At 65.9% G+C, this 20,306-nt stretch carries 18 protein-coding genes; 13 read left to right on the plus strand and 5 right to left on the minus strand.

Annotated features, from left to right (window positions below; all coding sequences use genetic code 11):
• Positions 1-161: 161 nt before the first annotated feature.
• Positions 162-1,007: a haloacid dehalogenase-like hydrolase gene (locus tag AAC050_RS06585; protein ID WP_339914274.1), complete on the minus strand. Its 846-nt coding sequence runs from the start codon at positions 1,005-1,007 to the stop codon at positions 162-164.
• A gap of 78 nt (positions 1,008-1,085) precedes the next feature.
• Positions 1,086-3,401: an ATP-binding protein gene (locus tag AAC050_RS06590; RefSeq protein ID WP_339914275.1), complete on the minus strand. Its 2,316-nt coding sequence runs from the start codon at positions 3,399-3,401 to the stop codon at positions 1,086-1,088.
• Positions 3,402-3,521: 120 nt separating this feature from the next.
• Between AAC050_RS06590 and AAC050_RS06595 the strand changes: the two genes are divergently transcribed.
• The gene (locus tag AAC050_RS06595; protein WP_339914276.1) at positions 3,522-3,932 is read left to right on the plus strand and encodes a metallopeptidase family protein; all 411 of its coding nucleotides are present in this window, start codon (positions 3,522-3,524) and stop codon (positions 3,930-3,932) included.
• A gap of 14 nt (positions 3,933-3,946) precedes the next feature.
• Here the strand turns inward: AAC050_RS06595 and AAC050_RS06600 are convergent, their stop codons facing one another.
• Positions 3,947-4,705: a LytTR family DNA-binding domain-containing protein gene (locus AAC050_RS06600; protein ID WP_339914277.1), complete on the minus strand. Its 759-nt coding sequence runs from the start codon at positions 4,703-4,705 to the stop codon at positions 3,947-3,949.
• 186 nt (positions 4,706-4,891) lie between these two features.
• Between AAC050_RS06600 and AAC050_RS06605 the strand changes: the two genes are divergently transcribed.
• Positions 4,892-5,461, plus strand: coding sequence for a DUF2306 domain-containing protein (locus AAC050_RS06605; RefSeq protein ID WP_339914278.1), 570 nt, complete (start codon positions 4,892-4,894; stop codon positions 5,459-5,461).
• Here the strand turns inward: AAC050_RS06605 and AAC050_RS06610 are convergent.
• Positions 5,458-6,186, minus strand: a complete 729-nt coding sequence (locus AAC050_RS06610) for a TetR/AcrR family transcriptional regulator (RefSeq protein ID WP_339914279.1) — start codon at positions 6,184-6,186, stop codon at positions 5,458-5,460. The genes AAC050_RS06605 and AAC050_RS06610 overlap by 4 nt on opposite strands.
• 176 nt (positions 6,187-6,362) lie before the next feature.
• Here AAC050_RS06610 and AAC050_RS06615 point away from each other — a divergent pair, with 176 nt between their 5' ends.
• The 11 genes from AAC050_RS06615 (at position 6,363) to AAC050_RS06665 (ending at position 18,994) form a co-directional block, all read left to right on the plus strand.
• On the plus strand, positions 6,363-8,585 hold the full coding sequence (locus AAC050_RS06615) for a TonB-dependent receptor (RefSeq protein ID WP_339914280.1): 2,223 nt from the start codon (positions 6,363-6,365) through the stop codon (positions 8,583-8,585).
• A 135-nt stretch (positions 8,586-8,720) separates the two neighbouring features.
• Positions 8,721-10,019 carry an MFS transporter gene (locus AAC050_RS06620; RefSeq protein ID WP_339914281.1) on the plus strand — a complete coding sequence of 433 codons (1,299 nt, stop codon included), beginning with the start codon at positions 8,721-8,723 and terminating at the stop codon, positions 10,017-10,019.
• Positions 10,020-10,094: 75 nt separating this feature from the next.
• Positions 10,095-11,285, plus strand: a complete 1,191-nt coding sequence (gene sucC / locus AAC050_RS06625; RefSeq protein WP_339914282.1) for an ADP-forming succinate--CoA ligase subunit beta — start codon at positions 10,095-10,097, stop codon at positions 11,283-11,285.
• Positions 11,285-11,794 (plus strand): hypothetical protein, encoded by a 510-nt coding sequence (locus tag AAC050_RS06630; RefSeq protein ID WP_339914283.1) that lies wholly within the window; start codon positions 11,285-11,287, stop codon positions 11,792-11,794. Before sucC ends, AAC050_RS06630 begins: the two co-directional genes overlap by 1 nt.
• Before the next feature lie 92 nt (positions 11,795-11,886).
• Positions 11,887-12,147 (plus strand): DUF6364 family protein, encoded by a 261-nt coding sequence (locus AAC050_RS06635; protein ID WP_339914284.1) that lies wholly within the window; start codon positions 11,887-11,889, stop codon positions 12,145-12,147.
• Positions 12,131-12,556, plus strand: a complete 426-nt coding sequence (locus AAC050_RS06640; RefSeq protein WP_339914285.1) for a PIN domain-containing protein — start codon at positions 12,131-12,133, stop codon at positions 12,554-12,556. Before AAC050_RS06635 ends, AAC050_RS06640 begins: the two co-directional genes overlap by 17 nt.
• Positions 12,557-12,574: 18 nt before the next feature.
• Entirely contained in the window at positions 12,575-13,477 is a 903-nt protein-coding gene (gene sucD, locus AAC050_RS06645; RefSeq protein ID WP_339914286.1) for a succinate--CoA ligase subunit alpha, read from the plus strand.
• 164 nt (positions 13,478-13,641) lie between these two features.
• Positions 13,642-16,644 carry a 2-oxoglutarate dehydrogenase E1 component gene (locus AAC050_RS06650; protein WP_339914287.1) on the plus strand — a complete coding sequence of 1,001 codons (3,003 nt, stop codon included), beginning with the start codon at positions 13,642-13,644 and terminating at the stop codon, positions 16,642-16,644.
• 35 nt (positions 16,645-16,679) lie between these two features.
• Positions 16,680-18,209, plus strand: coding sequence for a 2-oxoglutarate dehydrogenase complex dihydrolipoyllysine-residue succinyltransferase (gene odhB, locus AAC050_RS06655; RefSeq protein WP_339914288.1), 1,530 nt, complete (start codon positions 16,680-16,682; stop codon positions 18,207-18,209).
• Positions 18,210-18,212: 3 nt separating this feature from the next.
• Positions 18,213-18,602: a VOC family protein gene (locus AAC050_RS06660; RefSeq protein WP_339914289.1), complete on the plus strand. Its 390-nt coding sequence runs from the start codon at positions 18,213-18,215 to the stop codon at positions 18,600-18,602.
• Positions 18,603-18,655: 53 nt separating this feature from the next.
• Positions 18,656-18,994 carry a hypothetical protein gene (locus AAC050_RS06665; protein ID WP_339914290.1) on the plus strand — a complete coding sequence of 113 codons (339 nt, stop codon included), beginning with the start codon at positions 18,656-18,658 and terminating at the stop codon, positions 18,992-18,994.
• Between the two features lie 94 nt (positions 18,995-19,088).
• Here the strand turns inward: AAC050_RS06665 and AAC050_RS06670 are convergent, their stop codons facing one another.
• Complete coding sequence (locus tag AAC050_RS06670; RefSeq protein ID WP_339914291.1) at positions 19,089-20,291, minus strand: CaiB/BaiF CoA-transferase family protein; 1,203 nt, start codon at positions 20,289-20,291, stop codon at positions 19,089-19,091.
• Between the last annotated feature and the right edge of the window lie 15 nt (positions 20,292-20,306).

A 20,306-nucleotide genomic window follows, 5' to 3' on the forward strand; every position in this document is an offset into this window, starting at 1 on the left:
CATCAGCAGACTCGCCCTCGCCGAGGACAACCTGTTGAGGCTCCACATCTAGAGCGAAATCGGTTGAGTTGGACGCAGTCCAACCCGGCTCAGATTTCGCTCCAGTTTGAATCCGGACCATTTTTTGGATTCAGGTCGAGTCGACCTGAAACAAAAATGGTCTAGTCGGCGGGCATGCGCCGGGCGTTGACGGCGATACGCCCGATCAGACCCTTGACGATCAGGTCGACGGCCGAGCCTTCGCGGTAGTCGGCGGCGGCGACGAAATTGACCCGGTCCTCGCTGATCAGCCGGTGGACCTTGTCGCGGTCGCGCGGCGTGCTGTCGGGGTCATAGACGGCGATCGAGAAGCCGCCCTTGGTGTGCATCATCTTCATCGTCGGCACATCGGTGTCGCCGTCGCCGAGGAAGATCATCCGCTCGAACGGCACCGGGCGTTCGTCGTCGGGAGTGAAGCGGTTGATGCGCTCGTCGTCCCAGTGGTTGTGGACGCCCTTGTTGATGCGGAACAGATACTGGGTCTTGGTCGTGTAGTTGACCCCGACCGCCGGCCAGACCGCCACATCGTCGGCATCATAGGCGTATTTGGACGCGAACACGTGCTCGAAGGCCGGGGCGATGGGGCAGCCCTCGATCATCTCGGTCAGGCCGGCCGAGATGATGTAGTGCTCGACCTCCAGTCCGTACTGGGCCCCGAAGGTGTTCATACGATCGAACCAGCTCAGGTCGCGCAGCCCTTCGAACAGGGCCACGTCCTGACCATGGTCGCGCAGGGCCTTGCGGGTCACCGGCTGACCCTGCTCGCGGGCCACCTGCAGCATCATCTGCATATACATCAGGATGCCGTCGCCGTCGGCGGCGATGGTCTGGGGCCGGACCGTGTCGTTCCAGAACTGGGTCGGCGTCATGCCGATCGAGGGAATGAAGCTGACTTCCTGCATATTGCCGCGGGCGAGGGTGCCGTCGAAATCATAGATCAGGGCGGTCTTCAGGGGGGAGCGGGCCATCGCAAGGTTCCTGGGGGTTCGCGCCATCTAGCGACACCGGGATGAATATGAAACCGGGAATCCGGCCGACGGGACGGACTAGCCCAGCTTCAGTTCGGGCGGGGCGGCTTCCCGCACGGCGCTGAGCGGCACGTGCAGGATGAAGGCGGCCCCCTTGCCCGGCTCACTTTCGACCTCGGCCCAGCCACCGTGCAGTTCGACCAGGGCCTTGACCAGGGCCAGCCCGACACCGGGCCCGCCACGATCGCGCCGGACGAAACGATCGAACACATGCGCCTGCAGATGATAGGGAATGCCGCGGCCGGTGTCCTCGACCCGGATCCGGATTTCGCTCGGGGCGGCCTCGGCCGACAGGGTGACCGCGCCGCCTTCGGAAACACTGCGCGCGGCGTTTTCCATCAGGTGATCGACGGCCTGGGCCATACGGCGGGCATCGGCCCGGATCGGACGCAGCCCGTCCGGGCAGTTGATCTCCAGCCGGGCTCCACGGCCCTCGATACGCGGGCGCACCTTGTCGGCGGCGGCATCGAACAGGTCGGCGATGCGGACGTCGCCGAGGGTCAACTCCATCTCTCCGGCGTCGATCTGGGCCATGTCCAGCACATCGTCGATCGACCGGGTCAGCTGGCTGGCGGCAACGCGAATGGCCCCGGCGTGCTGGCGACTGCGCTCGGGCAGATCGCCAAGGGTTTCGAGCAGTTCCGAATAGCCGACGATGGTGGTCAGGGGGGTGCGCAATTCATAGGAGACACTGCCGACGAATTCACGTTTCAGCGCCTGGCTTTCCTCGAGCGCGGCGGCCTTGGCGGCCAGGGCCTGCTCCAGTTCGCGCTGGGCCGTGACGTCGGAGAAGGCGACCAGGGTGGCCCCGTCGGGCAGGGGGCGGGTCTGCCAGGCGGCGATGCGTCCGTCGCTGGTCCGTCCCTCGCCGGAAATGGCCACACGGCTCTCGGGGTCGGGATCGGCGACGCGCGCCTTCAGGCCCAGCCACAGGCCGGGATCGGGCAGGGCCGTCTTGCACAGTTCGGCGACGGCGTCGAAATCACCGGCCTCGGTCAGCTGGTCGTCGCTCAGGCTCCAGAAGGCCTCGAAGGCCTCGTTGTGCAGGCGGATGCGACCGTCGGAACCGAACACGGCCACGGCGTCCTTGAGCTTGTCGAGTGTCGCCGTCTGGACCTGGATCTGGGCATTGTAGCGACTGCGCAGTTTCAGTTCGTCGGTGATGTCGGAAAACAGCAGCAGAATGCCACCCAGCGGGTGCGGCTGGCGCACGACCCGCAGGGTGCGGCCGTCCGGCAGCGACCAGCTGTCGTCCGGCGCGGCCTCGGCGGCCCCGTAGAACTCCAGCTCGCGCGTTTTCCAGCCGGCATAATCGACGACCTCGGGCAGCAGGCGGCGCTGGCGCAGCCGGTCCAGCAGCTCGGCATGGGTCGGGCGCTCATCCAGCCAGGCCGGATCGAGGTTGAACAGGATCTGGAAGGCGGTGTTGTGGAAGGCCAGCCGCTTGGACGGGCCGAAGATGGCGACCGCATCGGCGAGGTGGTTCAGGGTCTCGTCATGGGCCTCGACATGGCGGCGCAAGGTGTCGCGGGTTTCCTCAGCCTCGGTCACCTCGACGGCGAAGGCTACCACCGCCCCGCCACCGCCGGGGGCCGGTTCGGCGATGATACGCCAGGCGCGGCGCCGGCCGTCGCCGGTGGTCCAGCGGAACCCCTCCTGGCGGGCACTCATGCGCCGGGCCTCGGCGACGATGATGTCGGCTCCGCGGTCGAAACTCAGTGAACGGGTGCAGGCGTCCTCGAGACTGTCGGCCTTCATTTCCGACAGCCAGGCGCGGTTGGCCCAGGCCAGATTTCCGGCCGGGTCGACGATCCAGGTCGGGGCCGGAGAGGAGTCGGCCAAAAGGCCCAGGCCGCTTTCGGCGACATTGACCACGCCGGTTATCCGCGACAGTCGCAACCAGGCCGTTCCGGCTGCCGGACGACCGTCGACCTGCCAGGTTCCGGACGGCAGCTCCAGCACCAGTTCAAAGGGTTCGCCCCGGGCGATGAGGGCGTCCAGCTGCCTGCCACCGGCCGCGCGCACGGCATCGAGCACCGCATCGGTCGCGCCGTTACGTGCTCCCGGCAGGTCCGCGGCCAGCGTGGCCCAGGCCCCGCCGTCGCCGATCGTCCCGGTCACGCCCTGCGCATCGACGGAGAGGCGGGTGTCCTCGAAGGCGCTCAGCGTGCCGTCGCATGCGGCCAGGGCCGCGCGGGCGACGGCCAGTTCTGTCGTGCTGGTCTGGTCACGCGATGACAGTCGGGCGCGCAGCCGCCAGGCCCAGGCGCTGACCGCCAGCGCCAGACCCGCCGCTCCGGCGGTCGCCACGAAGGCGATATCGGCCTCAGCCATTTTTCAAGTTCATTCGCCCGTTCGCGCTGACTCGCTGACGGTACCATAGCGCAAGCCGCGAAAAAGCCACGCCCATCGAACGAGATTGCCGTTGGGGTCTTCCGGGGCGATATGAGATCCATGACCCCGACCTCGACAGACCAGACCGCGCCGACGCTCGACGACTTCGCCCGGCTGGCCCGTGCCGCCCTCGAGGCCCTGCCCGAGCCGTTTCGCTCGCTGACCGGAGAGGTGGTGCTTCGCATCGATGATTTCGCCGACGAAGAGACGCTGGCGGCGCTGGACATCGACGACCCGTTCGATCTGACCGGCCTGTATCATGGTGTCGACATCGGTCGTCAGGAGGGGCTCGGTCCCGCGCCCGAGCCGTCGCGCATTTTCCTGTACCGCCGGCCGATCCTCGATGAGTGGTGCGAGCGCGGCAACGTCGGCCTGTATGAGATCATCAGCCATGTGCTGGTGCACGAGATCGGCCACCATTTCGGACTCGACGACGACGAAATCCATCACATCGAGGGCGACGCCGACTGATCGGGCCTTTTTACTCAATACCAGCCGGCCTCGCGCAGGGCCCGGGCATGTCGGCGACTGACCGGGACGGTGAGGCCGCCATCCAGAGTCAGGATGGCGCGGCCGTCGCCACGGACCACATCGCGTACCGCGTCGCGGGCGACCCACCAGCTGCGATGAGTCCGGGCGCCCTCCAGTCCCTCCAGCTCCGTCAGGGCATCGGACAGGCGCATCAGGATCAGGTCGGTACCCCGGTCGGTATGGATGCGCAGATAATGGTCTTCGGCCTGTACGGCGAACAGGGTCGCGCCTCTGAGCCGGGGCGGCAGTCGGTCAGGGAAACGGGCCGGCGGCGCGCCCGGAGCGGCGGCATGGGTCGCAACCGGTGTCCGACCAAGGAATATGTTGAGCGCGGTCATCGCCGCCGTGACGACGGTCACCGGCAGCAGGAACCGGGGCAGGGTCTCGAGCCGGGGCGGGCCCGGGTCGAAGAGCGTGGCGGTCAGGGCCCAGACCAGCACGGTCAGGGGGCCGGCAATTGCGGCGGTCAGCAGGCCGGAGGCCAGCCACGGCTGCCGTTCGAAAGCGTACCGACGGCCGAGGACGGTGGCGCACAGATGTCCCCACAACCCGCCAATCACCATCAGCGGGATCCAGTAGACCAGGCGCACGATCAGGGGGTTGCCGCCGCTGTCGAAGGCCCCGGACAGGGCCAGGAAGCCGCCCGCGATGACGGCAATCCCGAGACCCCTCAGGAAGGCGGCCGGGGATGGGGCGGGTGCTGAATCGGCCATAGTCACTCTTCTTGCCTGACGCGCCTTGAGACCATGAATCGCGCCCGGCGGAAACGGTCGCTGGCGCTTCGCCGACGGCCAGGGGTGGTCACTGGCGACACGGCGGTGGCTTCCGGCGAAACCGGGCTGGAACTGAACCGGGCCCCGGGGCGAAACAAGGTCACCCTTGATTGAAAGACTCCGTCCATGCTGACCGACCCCGAACGCCCGTCCCTGTCATCATTGACGCGATTGACGCGCCGCCCCCTGCGCCGGCCCGGGGGTGGGGCCCTGGTGGGAGCTGGCATCGTGGCGGCGATCCTGGCCTGGTATCTTGTCAGCAACCCGCAAGGCCTGGCGGGTCTGTCCTTCGAGCCGCATGGGCCGAACATCAGCCTGCTGAGGGCCCAGCCGGTCACCGTCCGGCTGCATATCGCCGCGGCCCTGACGGCTCTGATGATCGGGATCGTGCTGCTGGCCGGGGTCAAGGGCAACACCCTGCACCGGACGCTGGGCTGGACCTGGGTGGCGGCGATGATGACCACAGCCGTCAGTTCGTTCTTCATCCGGACGATCAACCCCGGGACCCTGTCGTGGATCCATCTGATCAGCGGCTGGGTTGTGATTGCCTTGCCAATGGGCGTGTACGCCGCCCGACGGCACCGGGTCGCTGTTCATCGGCGGGCCATGACCGGTCTGTTTGTCGGCGGATTGCTGATCACCGGGGGTCTGACCTTCCTGCCGGGGCGGTTGATGTGGCGGGTAGTGTTCGGTTAACCGGCACCGTCTGGCGGCGGGGCGCAGACGGCGCGGAAGCCGGCGGCGGCGAAGCGCACCATATAGTCACAGGCGCTGTCGAGGTCGCCGGAGCGGCACAGGCCGTCCGACAGCCGGTCCAGACGGCCGGTTTCGCCCAGGGTCAGGGTCAGGGCTCCGGACAGATTGTGCCAGCCCCAGTAGATGTCGACGTCGCGGGCATCGGGCAGGACGACCTTGATCAGCTCCAGCAGCCGGCGGATGGCGGGGTCGAAATAGCGCGCCATGGTCTCGCCGCCGAAGGTCGGATTGGCATTGGTCTGGGCGACCAGGGCGCAATAGTGTTTCCAGCCCGGTCCGCCTTTCAGTGACCACTGGAACGGCGGTCTCAGGAAGGCTTCGAGCAGACCTTCCAGCGTCATGGCGGTACCGGCCTCGCGCGCATAGCGGTTGATGGCCTCGACGCGATCGGTGTTCAGGACCTCGGCCCGGCGCAGGAAAACAGAGTCGAACAGCGCTCGCTTGGCCCCGAAATAGTAATGGACCAGGGCGGTATCGACGCCGGCCTCGCGGGCCACTTCGCGGATGGTCACGCCATAGAATCCGTGTTTCGAAAACAGGTCTTCGGCTGCGTCGAGTATTGCGGCGCGCGTGTCTCCGGTTCCCGCAGCCCGGGCCTTGGACGGGCGGCCGCGTCGGGCCGGGGCGGGACGGGTGGAGGCTTCGACGGGATCCGGCTTGGTCATGGGCCGAAGCTAGGCCTGCTCCCCCCTCATGTGCAACGGCGCCACAGCGGCGGGGTTTGGCGTGACGGACCGCCGCCATCGTTTGACAGAACGGTGAAACCGGTTAGTTGTCATGAAAATCATTGAACGCTGAATAAAAGCGTCGACGGGCTGGAAAACACAAATTGGGGTTTCAAATGAACAGATACGTAAAGACCGCCTTGCTGGCGGGAGCCGCCTTGAGCGCACTGTCCACCGCGGCCATGGCCCAGACTTCCGGGGTTCCGGCGAGCGCAACTCCGCAGGTCACGACATCGCTTGATGACGTTGTGGTCACGGCCCGTCGTCGCGACGAGCAGCTGAAGGATGTGCCGATCTCCGTTACGGCCCTCGGCGCCGAGCGCCTTGAGGAAACCGGTGCCTCCGACATCACCGCCCTGCAGCAGCAGACCCCGAATGCCACGGTTCAGGTCGCGCGCGGCTCCAACTCGACCCTGATCTCCTTCATCCGCGGCGTCGGCCAGCAGGACCCGCTGTGGGGCTTCGAGCCCGGCGTCGGCCTTTATATCGACGACGTCTATGTGGCCCGGCCCCAGGGCGCAGTGCTGGATATCTTTGACATCCAGCGCATCGAGGTCCTGCGTGGACCCCAGGGCTCGCTCTACGGCCGGAACACCGTCGGCGGTGCGATCAAATATGTGACCGCGCACCTGTCCGACGAGCCGGAACTGACCCTGCGCGGCACCTACGGCAGCTATAACCAGATGGATCTGCTGGCTACCGGCAGCCTGCCGCTGGGTGACACCCTGCGCGTCGGCGGTGCCATTGCCAGCTATAACCGTGATGGTTTCGGCTCCAATCTGAACACCGGGGCCGAGGCCTATAACAAGGATGTCCTGGCCGGGCGCCTGAGTGTCGAGTTCCAGCCGACCGACAACAGCTTCTTCCGTCTGGCCTATGACCGGACCGAAGATAATTCCAACCCGCGTCACGGCCACCGTGAAGTGGCGGGTACCGGCGTCGGTGCCGGCGTTCCTACCAATGTCTATGACACCTATGCAGGGATCGGCGACAAGAACTCGGTGATCACCGAGGGCGTGTCCCTGACCGGCGAATTCCATATCAGCGACGTTCTGACCTTCAAATCGATCAGCGCCTATCGCAGCGGCGAAACCGACACGGTCATCGATTTCGACAATACCCCGGCCCCGACGCTGGATATTCCGGCCATCTACGGCGATCATCAGTTCACCCAGGAGTTCCAGCTCCAGTTTGAGGATGACCGCATTCAGGGCGTGGTCGGTGCCTACTATCTGAACGCCAAGGCCTCGGGCGCGTTCGATACCATCCTCGGCAATTTCGGCTTCGTCATCGGTACCGGCGGTTTTGTCGAGACCGAGAGCTTCTCGCTGTTCTCCGACGTCAACGCCGACCTGACCGACCGCATGCACCTGTCGATCGGCCTGCGCTATACTCAGGACACCAAGACCGGCGACGTGTTCCGCGCCAACTATGCCACGGCGACCCGCAGTCCGCTGCTGGGTGGCACGCCGCGGGCCCCGACCCTGCTGCGCACGGACTACACCAACACCCGGGACTTCACCGACCTGTCGCCGCGTTTCGCCCTGTCGTATGATTTCAGCGACCGGATCACCGGCTATGCCTCGTTCTCGACCGGCTTCAAGTCAGGCGGCTTCGACATGCGCGGTGATGCTATCCTGACCCCGGATACCGTCAACGGCTACAACCCCGAGACCGTCGACGCCTATGAGCTCGGCCTCAAGGGGTCCGCGTTCGACCGTCGCCTGTCGTTCAGTTCGTCGGTCTTCTACAACAAGTATCAGGACCAGCAGGTCACCACCCAGGTGCCGGCCGGGGCCGGTATTGCCAGCTTTGTCGACAACGTCGGGTCCTCGACCATCTCCGGGGCCGAGTTCGAGGGCTCGCTGCGGATCGTCGACTCGCTGACGGCGAACTTTGCCCTCGGTTACCTGAACGCCGAGTTCAACGAGTTCCAGCGCTACAACCTGACGACCCGAACCTACGAGAACATCGCCAGCCAGGTGGTGCTGCAGAATGCGCCGAAATACACGGGCTATTTCGGCCTGACCTGGCGCGGCCAGATGGCCGGCGGTGACATCGCCGTCACCCCGTCGATCAGCTATCGCGACGACTACAGCATGTTCGAATTCCCCAACCCGACCCTCGACCAGAAGGCCTATTCGCTGGTCGATCTGTCGGTGGTCTGGACTGCGCCGAACGACAAGCTGACGCTCGGTGTGTACGGCAAGAACCTGACCGACGAGGTCTACCGCATTGGCGGCTACAACTTCCCCGGCGCGGCGGTCTTCAACAACTCGGTCATCGGCTACTACGGCCCGCCGCGGACCGTTTCGGCCATGCTGCAGGTCAAGTTCTGATCCGCAATGACGCCTGAAGCCTGATCTTTCGGGATCTAAGGGGCGGCGGTTCTCCGGGGCCGCCGCCCTTTTTCTTTTGCAGCCGACGGCCGCACCGCTAGGGTCCCGGGCGGGGCCAGTTCGAGGGGAAACACGATGAGTCTGTCAGACGCGGGAAGTGCGCCGCCGAAAGTGTCTCGCTACCGCTATCTGGTGCTGACCCTGCTGGTCATCGTCTACACCTTCAACTTCCTCGACCGGCAGATCCTCGGCATTCTCAAGGACTCGATCCAGGTCGAGCTGAATCTGACGGACACCCAGGTCGGGGTCATGGGCGGCATCGCCTTCGCCGCCCTCTATTCGCTGCTGGGCATTCCGATCGCCTGGCTGGCCGACCGCACCAGCCGGTCATGGATCATGACCACGGCCCTGACCGTCTGGAGCGGCTTTACCGTCGCCTGCGGCTATGCCGGATCCTTCTGGGGTCTGTTCGCCATGCGCATGGGTGTCGGCGTCGGCGAGGCGGGTGGCGTGGCCCCGGCCTATTCGCTGATCTCGGACTACTTCCCGCCCAAGCAGCGGGCTCGCGCCATCGCCGTCTTCTCGTTCGGCATCCCGCTGGGCATGGCCATGGGCATTCTGCTCGGCGGTCTGATCGCCGCCAACATCAACTGGCGCACGGCCTTCATCGTCGTCGGCATCGCCGGCCTGATCCTGGCCCCGATCTTCAAACTGGTGGTCAAGGATCCGGAACGCGGTGGACTGGACCGGGCTGCCGGTGTCCCGCGTCCCGCCGTTGCCCCGAAGGCCCCCGCCTTTCGTGAGGTGCTGAAGACCGTCCTGCCCAAGCCGACCTTCTGGCTGCTGGCCTTCGGGGCCGCCTCGTCCTCGGTGTGCGGCTATGGCGTGGCCTTCTGGCTGCCGACTTTCTTCCAGCGCAGCCTCAATCTGACCCTGACCGAGACCTCGCTCTACTACAGCGCCATCACCCTGGTCGGGGGCATCATCGGTATCGGCATGGGCGGCCTGCTGGCCGACAAGTTCGGCGGCAAGTCCAAGCGGGCCTATCCGCTGGTGCCGGCCTTCGCCTTCGTCATCGCCCTGCCCTTCTTCTATCTGTCGCTGAACGCCCCCAGCCTGGCCCTGGCCTTCCCGCTGTTTCTGATCCCGACGGCGCTGAATCTGGCGTGGCTGGGCCCGATCGTGACGGCGGTGCAGCATATCGCCCCTGCCTCGATGCGCTCGACGGCCTCGGCCCTGTTTCTGCTGATCAACAATCTGGTCGGCATCGCGCTGGGGACCTATTATTTCGGCTTCGTCTCCGACCTGCTGAAGCCGCAGTTCGGCGATGAGTCGATCCGCTGGGCCATCTATTCCGGCGGCGGCTTCTATGTCGTCGCCGCGACCCTGCTGTTCCTCGCCTCACGCACCATCAAGCGGGACTGGGTGGATTAGGGAGAAGGTTGCGCCTGCGAAGGCGCAGCCCCTATAAGCGCCCCCATACCTCCTCCCAGTGTCGGCGAGCGCTTCATGAATATCCACGAATACCAGGCCAAACAGGTCCTGAAGGGCTTCGGTGCCCCGGTCGCCGCAGGCGTGGCCGTCACCAGTGTCGATCAGGTCGAGGCCGCGGCGCGGTCATTGCCCGGCCCCCTGTATGTGGTGAAGTCGCAGATCCACGCCGGCGGGCGCGGCAAGGGCAAGTTCAAGGAACTGGGCCCCGACGCCAAGGGCGGCGTGCGCCTGGCCTTCTCGATCGAGGAGGCCGTGGCCCACGCCAAAGAGATGCTGGGCAACACCCTGGTCACCGCCCAGACCGGTGACGCCGGCAAACAGGTCAACCGCCTCTATATCGAGGACGGGGCCGACATCGACCGCGAACTGTATTGCTCGCTGCTGGTTGATCGCCAGTTCGGCCGCATCGCCTTCGTCGTCTCGACCGAGGGCGGCATGGACATCGAGGCCGTGGCCCATGACACGCCCGACAAGATCCAGACTATCGTCATCGACCCCGCGACCGGCGTCACCGACGCCGATATCGCCAAGCTGAACACGGCCCTGGCCCTGACCGGCGACGCCGCCGCCGACGGCAAGACCCTGTTCCCGATCCTGTACAAGGCGTTCGTCGACACCGACATGGCCATGCTGGAGATCAATCCGCTGATCGTGATGAAGGACGGCCATCTGCGGGTGCTGGACGCCAAGGTCAGCTTCGACGGCAACGCCCTGTTCCGCCACCCTGACATCGTCGCCCTGCGCGACGAGAGCGAGGAAGACGCCAAGGAGATCGAGGCCTCCAGGCACGACCTGGCCTATGTGGCGCTGGACGGCGACATCGGCTGCATGGTCAACGGGGCCGGTCTGGCCATGGCGACGATGGACATCATCAAGCTGTACGGGAAAGAGCCCGCCAACTTCCTCGACGTCGGCGGCGGTGCCGACAAGGCCAAGGTCACCGCGGCCTTCAAGATCATCACCGCCGACCCGAACGTGAAGGGTATCCTGGTCAACATCTTCGGCGGCATCATGAAATGTGACGTCATCGCCGAGGGCGTGGTCGCGGCCGTCAAGGAAGTGGGCCTGAAGGTGCCGCTGGTCGTGCGCCTGGAGGGCACCAATGTCGCCCAGGGCAAGAAGATCCTCAACGAGTCCGGCCTGGCCATCACCGCAGCCGACGACCTCGACGACGCCGCCCAGAAGATCGTCGCGGCGGTGGGGTGATGTTTCTCCCGGTCGTTTTTCTGGCGGCCTGGCTGCTGGCTGCCCCGGCGGCTTCGCCGGTCGTCGCCCCCGGTGTCGCGGCCTTTCAGGACGCCTGCCTGACCTCGACCCCGATGGCGCGGGCCGATCTCGCGGCGATGGCCGAGCGCAGGGGTTGGGTCCCGGTCAGGGCGCGGACGCCTGCGGAGCTGGAATGGCGCGATCTCTACCGGGGCGGCAATGCGCTGATCCGTCTGGATCAGCATAAAAAGACGGCTGACAACGCTGGCGAACTGATCTGCGTCGTCCTTGTCGGTCCTGCTGTCGCGGGATGGAAGGACCAGGTGTCCAGTCTGCTCGCGAACGGCGTGGCCGTCGGACCGCCCGGCGTTTACGACACCAATGTCTACCAGATGCCTCCGGAACTGGAGTTGACGGTATGGGACCTGCCCGACGGCAGCCGAATCCATGCGCTGCGAGAACCGGACAACACCCTCGAGCTCTCGATCAACTATCCGACGGGCCGTTGACGGCGCAAATCCGGGTCGGGCGAAATCTGAGCCAATGATCGACGCCGACTACACGGATTGTGTGCTCCACATAACCCGTGTAAATTGGCCCCGTGACCCGCAACCTGACCCTCGCCATCGACGACGACCTGCTCGACAAGGTGCGGGTGCTGGCGGCCATGAAGCGGACGAGCGTCAACGAAATGGTGCGCAGCTTTCTGACCAGTATGGTTCAGCAGGAAACGTCCAAGGACGAGGCGCGCGAAGCGCTGCTGAAGCTGATCGACCAATCCAAGGGTCGTATGGGCGATTGGCGTCCTGGAAGCCGGGAAGAAATTTACAGCGGGGAACCTCGGTTTGATCGCGAGTTCTGAGGTCTTTCTCGACACCAACATCCTGCTTTATGCGGCGCTCGGTCAGGACCACGCCGGTCATCGGTGGGCGCGCGCGAGAGAGATCGCGCTGACTGAAGATTACTGCACGTCCGGCCAGGTTCTTGCCGAGTTCTACAACATCGCCACCCGCAAGGGGGCGCCTCCGCTGATGCCCGACGAAGCCCGTGAATGGGTCCGCGTGATCGCCATGAAACCTTGCCAGCCAGTGACGCCCGATGTGGTGCTGGCCGGCATCGACCACGCCCGGCGCTACCAGCTGTCCTACTGGGACGGAGCCATCATCGCCGCTGCCGAGCGGCTGGGCGCGCGCGTCCTCTATTCCGAAGACCTCAACCACGGTCAGACCTATGGGTCGGTCCGCGTCGAAAACCCCTTCCTCCCCGCCTGAATCAAAAAGCGAGCCCGTATGTCCATCCTCGTCGACAAGAACACCAGGATCATCGTCCAGGGCCTGACCGGCAAGACCGGCGGCTTCCATACCGAACAGGCGCTGGCCTATCACGGTACGCAGATGCTGGGCGGCGTGCACCCGACCAAGGGCGGCCAGACCTGGACCGGTTCGCACGGCGAAACCCTGCCGATCTACGCCACGGTCGCCGAAGCCAAGGACGCCACCGGGGCCGACGCTTCGGTCATCTATGTGCCGCCGTCCGGCGCGGCCGCCGCCATCATTGAGGCCATCGACGCCGAAATCCCCTTCATCACCTGCATCACCGAGGGCATCCCGGTGCTGGACATGGTGCGGGTCAAGCGCCGCCTCGAAGACTCGAAGTCGCGCCTGCTGGGCCCCAACTGCCCCGGCATCATGACGCCCGACGAGTGCAAGATCGGCATCATGCCCGGCTCGATCTTCAAGAAGGGCAATGTCGGTATCGTCTCGCGCTCCGGCACCCTGACCTATGAGGCCGTGTTCCAGACCACCAACGAGGGTCTGGGCCAGACCACGGCCGTCGGCATCGGCGGCGACCCGGTCAAGGGCACCGAGTTCATCGACGTGCTGGAGCTGTTTCTGGCCGACCCCGAGACCCATTCCATCGTCATGATCGGCGAGATCGGCGGCGGGGCCGAGGAAGAGGCCGCCCAATTCCTGATCGACGAGGCGAAGAAGGGCCGCAAGAAGCCGATGGTCGGCTTCATCGCCGGCGTCACCGCGCCCAAGGGCCGCACCATGGGCCACGCCGGGGCCGTCGTCTCGGGCGGCAAGGGCGATGCGGAATCCAAGATCGCCGCCATGCAACAGGCCGGGATCACCGTCTCGCCGTCGCCGGCGCGCCTGGGCACCACCCTGGTCGAGGTCCTCAAGGGCTAAATCCGGAAGACTCCTCTCCCGCCGAAGGAGAGTTTTTCCGGTTTCCGGGGCAAAATTCGCCTTTTTGCCCTGCTTCGGTCATGACCCATAAGGAAACACTGCCTATATGACGGAACGCGCCTTCACGCGGACGTGTTCGTGGGGGTGAAAGGGACGACGAAAAGATGGCGGACGATGCCGGTCGGCTGAACCAGGTCTTTGCCGAGACCAGCTTTCTGTACGGGTCGAACGCCGCCTTCATTGAGGACCTGCATGCGCAGTGGGCCAATGATCCCGCGTCGGTGTCCGATGAGTGGCGCGCCTTCTTCGAACAGCTGCGTGACAGTGCCGAGACGGTGAAGGCGTCGGCCGGGGCCGGGGCCTGGGGCCGCGGCGCTGCGTCCGAGGCGACCGAGGAAACCGGTGTGTTCGACGGCCGCTGGCCGACTCCCAGGGCCCCCTCGGGCAGGCCGGCCGCTGCCGCCGCTGCGTCGACCGCTCCGGTCACCGGCGACGAAATCCGCGCTGCGGCCCATGATTCGATCCGGGCCCTGATGCTGATTCGCAGCTACCGGGTGCGCGGCCATCTTCACGCCCGGCTGGACCCGCTGGGTATCGAACAGCCGGTCGACAATCCCGAACTGACTCCGGAATTCTACGGTTTCTCCGAGGCCGATCTGGACCGGCCGATCTATCTGGACGGCGTGCTGGGTCTGCAGACCGGCAGCATCCGTGAGGTGATGGAGATCCTCGAGCGCACCTACTGTGGCACCATCGGCATCCAGTACATGCATATCGCCGAACCGGAGGAGAAGTCCTGGCTGCAGGAGCGCATTGAGGGGCCGGACAAATATACCGAGAACGCCTTCACCCGCGAGGGCAAGCTGGCGATCCTGAACAAGCTGATCGAGGCCGAAGGCTTCGAGCGCTTCCTGCACAAACGCTTCCCCGGCACCAAGCGCTTCGGCCTCGACGGGGGCGAGGCCATGGTTCCGGCCATGGAGCAGATCATCAAGCGCGGCGGGGCCCTGGGCGTCGACGAAATGGTGTTCGGCATGGCCCACCGTGGCCGCCTGAACATGCTCGCCGCCGTCATGGCCAAGCCCTACAAGGCCATCTTCCACGAGTTTCAGGGCGGCTCCAGCATGCCCAGCGACACAGAAGGCTCGGGCGACGTCAAATATCATATGGGGGCCAGCTCGAATCGCGAGTTCGACGGCAACCACGTTCACCTGTCCCTGACCGCCAACCCGTCCCACCTCGAGATCGTCAATCCGGTGGTGCTGGGCAAGGCCCGCGCCAAACAGGCCTTCGACATCCGCGCCGCCAATGCCGACAAGCCCGAGGCCGAATGGTCGCTGGATCGCTCCAAGGTCATGCCGGTGCTGATCCACGGTGACGCCGCCTTCGCCGGTCAGGGCGTGGTGGCCGAATGCTTCGCCCTGATGGGGCTGAAGGGCTACCGCACCGGCGGCACCATGCATTTCGTGGTCAACAACCAGATCGGCTTCACCACCAGCCCGCGTCACAGCCGCAGCTCGCCCTATCCGTCGGACGTGGCCCTGATGGTTCAGGCCCCGATCTTCCACGTCAACGGCGACGACCCCGAGGCGGTGGTGTTCGCGGCCAAGGTGGCCACCGAATTCCGCCAGAAATTCAACAAGGACGTGGTGGTGGACATGTTCTGCTACCGTCGCTTCGGTCACAATGAGGGCGACGACCCGACCTTCACCCAGCCGCTGATGTACGCCAAGATCAAGGCCCAGCCCTCGACGCGCGAAATCTACTCGCAGCGTTTGGTCGAGGCGGGGGTTATCGACCAGGCCGGGGTCGAGGCTGAAATCGCCAAATTCGACGCCTTCCTCGACGCCGAGTTCGAGGCCGGCAAGACCTTCGAGGCCGACAAGGCCGACTGGATGGACGGTCAGTGGCAGGGCATCGGCCTGCCCGAGGGCGACGAGCGTCGCGGCAAGACCGACGTCCCGGCCCAGACCCTGATCGATCTCGGGGTCCGGCTGACCACGGTTCCCGACCGGATCGACATCCACCGGACCCTGAAGCGGGTCATGGACGCGCGTCGCGAAACCATCACCAGCGGCCAGAACATCGACTGGTCGACGGCCGAGAGCCTGGCCTTCGCCACCCTGCTGGACGAAGGGTTTCCGGTGCGCCTGTCCGGTCAGGACTCGGTGCGTGGGACCTTCAGCCAGCGGCATTCGGGCGTGATCGACCAGACCACCGAGGAGCGCTACATCCCGCTCAACCACCTGCGCGAGGTCCAGGCCGAGTTCGAGGCCATCGATTCGGCCCTGTCGGAAGAGGCGGTGCTGGGCTTCGAGTACGGCTATGCGGTTACCGATCCCAATACCCTGGTGATGTGGGAGGCCCAGTTCGGCGATTTCGTCAACGGGGCCCAGGTGGTGATCGACCAGTTCATCTCGTCGGGCGAGCGCAAATGGCTGCGCATGTGCGGCCTGACCATGCTGTTGCCGCACGGCTACGAAGGTCAGGGGCCGGAGCATTCCTCGGCCCGTCTGGAGCGCTTCCTGCAGCAGTGCGCCGAGGACAATATGCAGGTCGCCAACTGCACGACCCCGGCCAATTATTTCCATATCCTGCGCCGGCAGATGCAGCGGCATTTCCGCAAGCCGCTGATCCTGATGACGCCCAAGAGCCTGCTGCGTCACAAGAAGGCGGTCTCGACGCTGGAGGACATGGCTGAGGGCAGTTCGTTCCACCGGGTGCTGCACGACGATGCCCAGCGCCGTCCCGAGGTCGCCGGCATCACCCTGAAGGCCGACAAGGACATCCGGCGCGTCGTGCTGTGTTCGGGCAAGGTTTATTATGACCTGCTGGAATCGCGCGAGGCCCGGTTCAAGGCCGGCGAAAAGGTCGACGACGTCTATCTGATGCGGCTCGAGCAATTCTATCCGTGGCCGCTGAAGTCGCTGATGACCGAACTGGTGCGCTTCCCCGATGCCGAGCTGGTATGGTGTCAGGAAGAGCCGAAGAACATGGGCGGCTGGACCTTTGTCGATCCATGGCTTGAACTGACGCTCGAGAAGCTCGACATCACGTCGAAGCGCGCGCGCTACGTCGGTCGTCCGGCCTCCGCCTCCACGGCGGCGGGTCTGATGAGCCGGCACCTGAAAGAACTCGAGACCTTCCTGAACGACGCCTTCGCCTGACCGGTGAGCGGCAAAGACGAGAATCTGGATACCCCATGGCCGACATCCTGACCCCGACGCTCGGTGAATCCGTCACCGAGGCGACCATCGCCAAATGGAGCAGGAAGGTCGGCGACGCCGTCCGCAAGGACGAGCTGCTCGTCGAGCTGGAGACCGACAAGGTCTCGCTGGAAGTGGTGTCGCCCGCTGACGGCGTGCTGGCCGAGATCAAGGCCGCCACGGGTGATACCGTCCTGCCGGGCACGGTGCTGGGCACAGTGACCGAAGGGGCCGCCGGGACCAGGGCGGCTCCCGCTCCGGCCGCCGCCGCACCCGCACAGGCCACCGCCAAGCCTGCCTCTGTCTCGGCCCCCGCGCCCGCCCCGGCGGCAGCGACCGCCGCATCGGTGGACATCAAGGTTCCGGTCATGGGCGAGAGCGTCGCCGAGGGCTCGATGGGCAAATGGCTCAAGGCGTCCGGTGCCGCAGTCAAGAAAGACGAACTGCTGGTCGAGATCGAGACTGACAAGGTCGCACTCGAGATTGCCGCCCCGGCCGACGGCGTGCTGGAAATTCTCGCCACCGAGGGCACCAGCGTCACGCCGGGCCAGACCATCGGCAAGGTGTCAGGCTCCGGCACCGCCGCCGCTCCCGACGCGGCCCCGACCGCATCCGCGCCGGCTTCAGCCCCGGCCGCCGACATCCCGCTGTCGCCGTCGGTCCAGCGCATCGTCGCCGAAGAGAACCTCGACCCCGGGGCCATCGCCGGCTCAGGCAAGGATGGCCGCATCCTCAAGGGCGATGCCCTGCAGGCCGCCGCGGCTCCGGCCCCGGCCCCCGCCGCCGCTCCGGCGGCTCCGGCTCCCGCCGCGCCGCGCGAGACCGGTCCGCGCGAGGATCGGGTCAAGATGACGCGTCTGCGCCAGACCATCGCCCGCCGCCTGAAGGAATCACAGAATTCCGCCGCCCAGCTGACCACCTTCAACGAGGTCGACATGTCGGCGGTGATGGCGCTGCGCAGTCAGTACAAGGACGCGTTCGAGAAGCGCCACGGCACCAAGCTGGGCTTCATGAGCTTCTTCGTGAAGGCCGTGGTCAACGCGCTGCACGAGATCCCGGCGGTCAACGCCGAGATCGACGGCACCGACATCGTCTACAAGAACCACTATGACATCGGCGTCGCCGTCGGCACCGAAAAAGGTCTGGTGGTGCCGGTCCTGCGTGACGCCGACGTGCTGTCGCTGGCGGGTATTGAAAAGGGCATCTCTGACCTCGGCAAGGCGGCCCGTGACGGCGACCTGACCCTGGACCAGCTGCAGGGCGGCACCTTCACCATCACCAATGGCGGGGTCTACGGCTCGCTGATGTCGACGCCGATCCTCAACATGCCGCAGTCGGGCATTCTGGGCATGCACAACATCGTCCAGCGCCCGGTGGCGGTGAACGGTCAGGTGGTGATCCGGCCGATGATGTATCTGGCCCTGAGCTATGATCACCGCATCGTCGACGGCAAGGAGGCGGTGACCTTCCTCGTCCGCATCAAGGACCACCTCGAGGATCCGCAGCGCTTTTTGCTGGATCTGTAAGGCTTGGAGCCGGTCTTCCACCTGTCGCTGTCGGTCTCCGACCCGCAGGCCACGCGCACATTCTATGAAAGCGCCTTTGGCGCGAGAGTGGGACGCAGCACCGAGGCGTGGATCGACATCTGGCTGTTCGGGACTCAACTCACCGCCTACCACCGTCCGGCGGCGGTAACGCCCTCCCCTTACCGGGAGGCCCAGCATTTCGGTGCGACCGTTTCCTGGGTCGACTGGGAGGCGCTTGTCGCCCGCGCCGGAGCGGTCGCGGGCGGCTTCGCCACGGCACCCGTGGTCGATGACGTCAAGGGTCAGGCCAAGGCGATCGTGGCCGACCCGGACGGCTATCTGATCGAGATCAAGGCGTATCGCGACCCGACGCTGACACTGCAGCGGCCCTAACCATCCCGGACTCCGGCATGGCCGCCCGCGAGCGAAGCGTCTAGGTTTATCGGATGCGCCAGATCGAGATCGCCCGTTTCGCGGATGTCTATGAGGCCGAGATCGTCGCGTCGCGCCTGCGGGCCGACGGATTCACGCCGACGCTGGGCGGAGCCGAACACGCCAAGGCCGATCCGCTGATCCTGCAGGCTCTGGGCTGGATCCGGCTGTCGGTGCCGGATGGGCAGGTCGTCGAGGCCAGCGCCCGACTTGAGGCCCTGCGTCACGGTGCCGAGGCGATCGAGGAGTCGTCGGAACCGGAGTCCGGGACTGTTCCCGACCGCACCCTGCCGGCCAAGGTCACGCTCGGGGCGACCGTGCTGGCGTTTGTGGCGCTTCTGGCCGGTCGCTAGACCATTTTTGTTTCAGGTCGAATCGACCTGAATCCAAAAAATGGTCCAGATTCAAACTGGAGCGAAATCTAAGCCGAGTTGGACTGCGTCCAACTCAACCGATTTCGCTCCAGGGCTTGAGCCCGCCCAGCACCTCATCCGTGTCCTGACCCAGGGCTGGCGGCGGCAGGTCATAGCGGACCGGCGTCACGGACATCCGGATCGGCGAGGCCACGGTGCGCACGGGACCGGCCAGGTCGGCGCGGGTCTGTTCGACCACCAGACCGCGGTGTCTGGCCTGGGGCTCATCGAACACCTGATCCACCGTATTGACCGGACCGCAGGGCACACCGGCCGTTTCCAGCCTCGCCATCAGCGCCTGCATGGTCAGGCCCGCGGTCAGGGCTGACAGTTCGGCTGACAGGGCGGCACGGTGTTCGATGCGCAGGGCATTGCTCAGGAAGCGGGGATCGGTCCCGAGGCCCGCCACGCCCAGCGCCCCCGCCAGCGACCGGAACTGGCCGTCGTTGCCGACGGCGATGACCACCATGCCGTCCGTGCACGGAAAGGGCTGATAGGGGGCCAGATTGGGGTGGGCATTGCCCATCCGCGTCGGCACCTTGCCGGAGACGAAGAAATTGGTCGCCTGATTGGCCAGCATCGCCGCCTGGACGTCGAACAGGGCGATGTCGATGTGCTGGCCTTCGCCGGTCGCCCGGGCGTGCAGCAGGGCGGCGAGGATGGCGTTGGAGGCGTACAGGCCGGTGAACAGGTCGGCGACGGCCACCCCGACCTTCATCGGCTCGGCCCCCGGCGTGCCGTCCGCCTGGCCGGTGACGCTCATCAGCCCGCCCATGGCCTGGATCATATAGTCATAGCCGGCGCGCCCTGCGTCGGGCCCGTCCTGACCGAAGCCGGTGATCGAGCAATAGACCAGCCGGGGATTGAGAGCCGCCAGAGCGGCGTGGTCGAGGCCGTATTTCGCCAGCCCGCCGGTCTTGAAATTCTCGACCACCACATCGCAGCTCCGGGCCAGCTCACGCGCGGCGGCGGCCCCTTCGGGCGTGGCAATGTCGAGGGTGACCGACTTCTTGCCGCGGTTGGCGCACAGGAAATAGGCGGCGTCGCCCGGCGTGCCGTCGGCCCTGGTGGTGAAGGGGGGGCCCCAGGCGCGGGTGTCGTCGCCGACACCGGGGCGTTCGATCTTGATCACCTCGGCTCCGAGATCGGCCAGGGTCTGGGTCGCCCACGGCCCGGCCAGCACCCGGCTGAGATCGAGCACGCGAACGCCGGAAAGGGGGCCTTGGGACTGGGTCATTCAGCCTACCTATCC

It is taken from the genome of uncultured Brevundimonas sp. (assembly GCF_963974615.1).
GTDB lineage: Bacteria > Pseudomonadota > Alphaproteobacteria > Caulobacterales > Caulobacteraceae > Brevundimonas.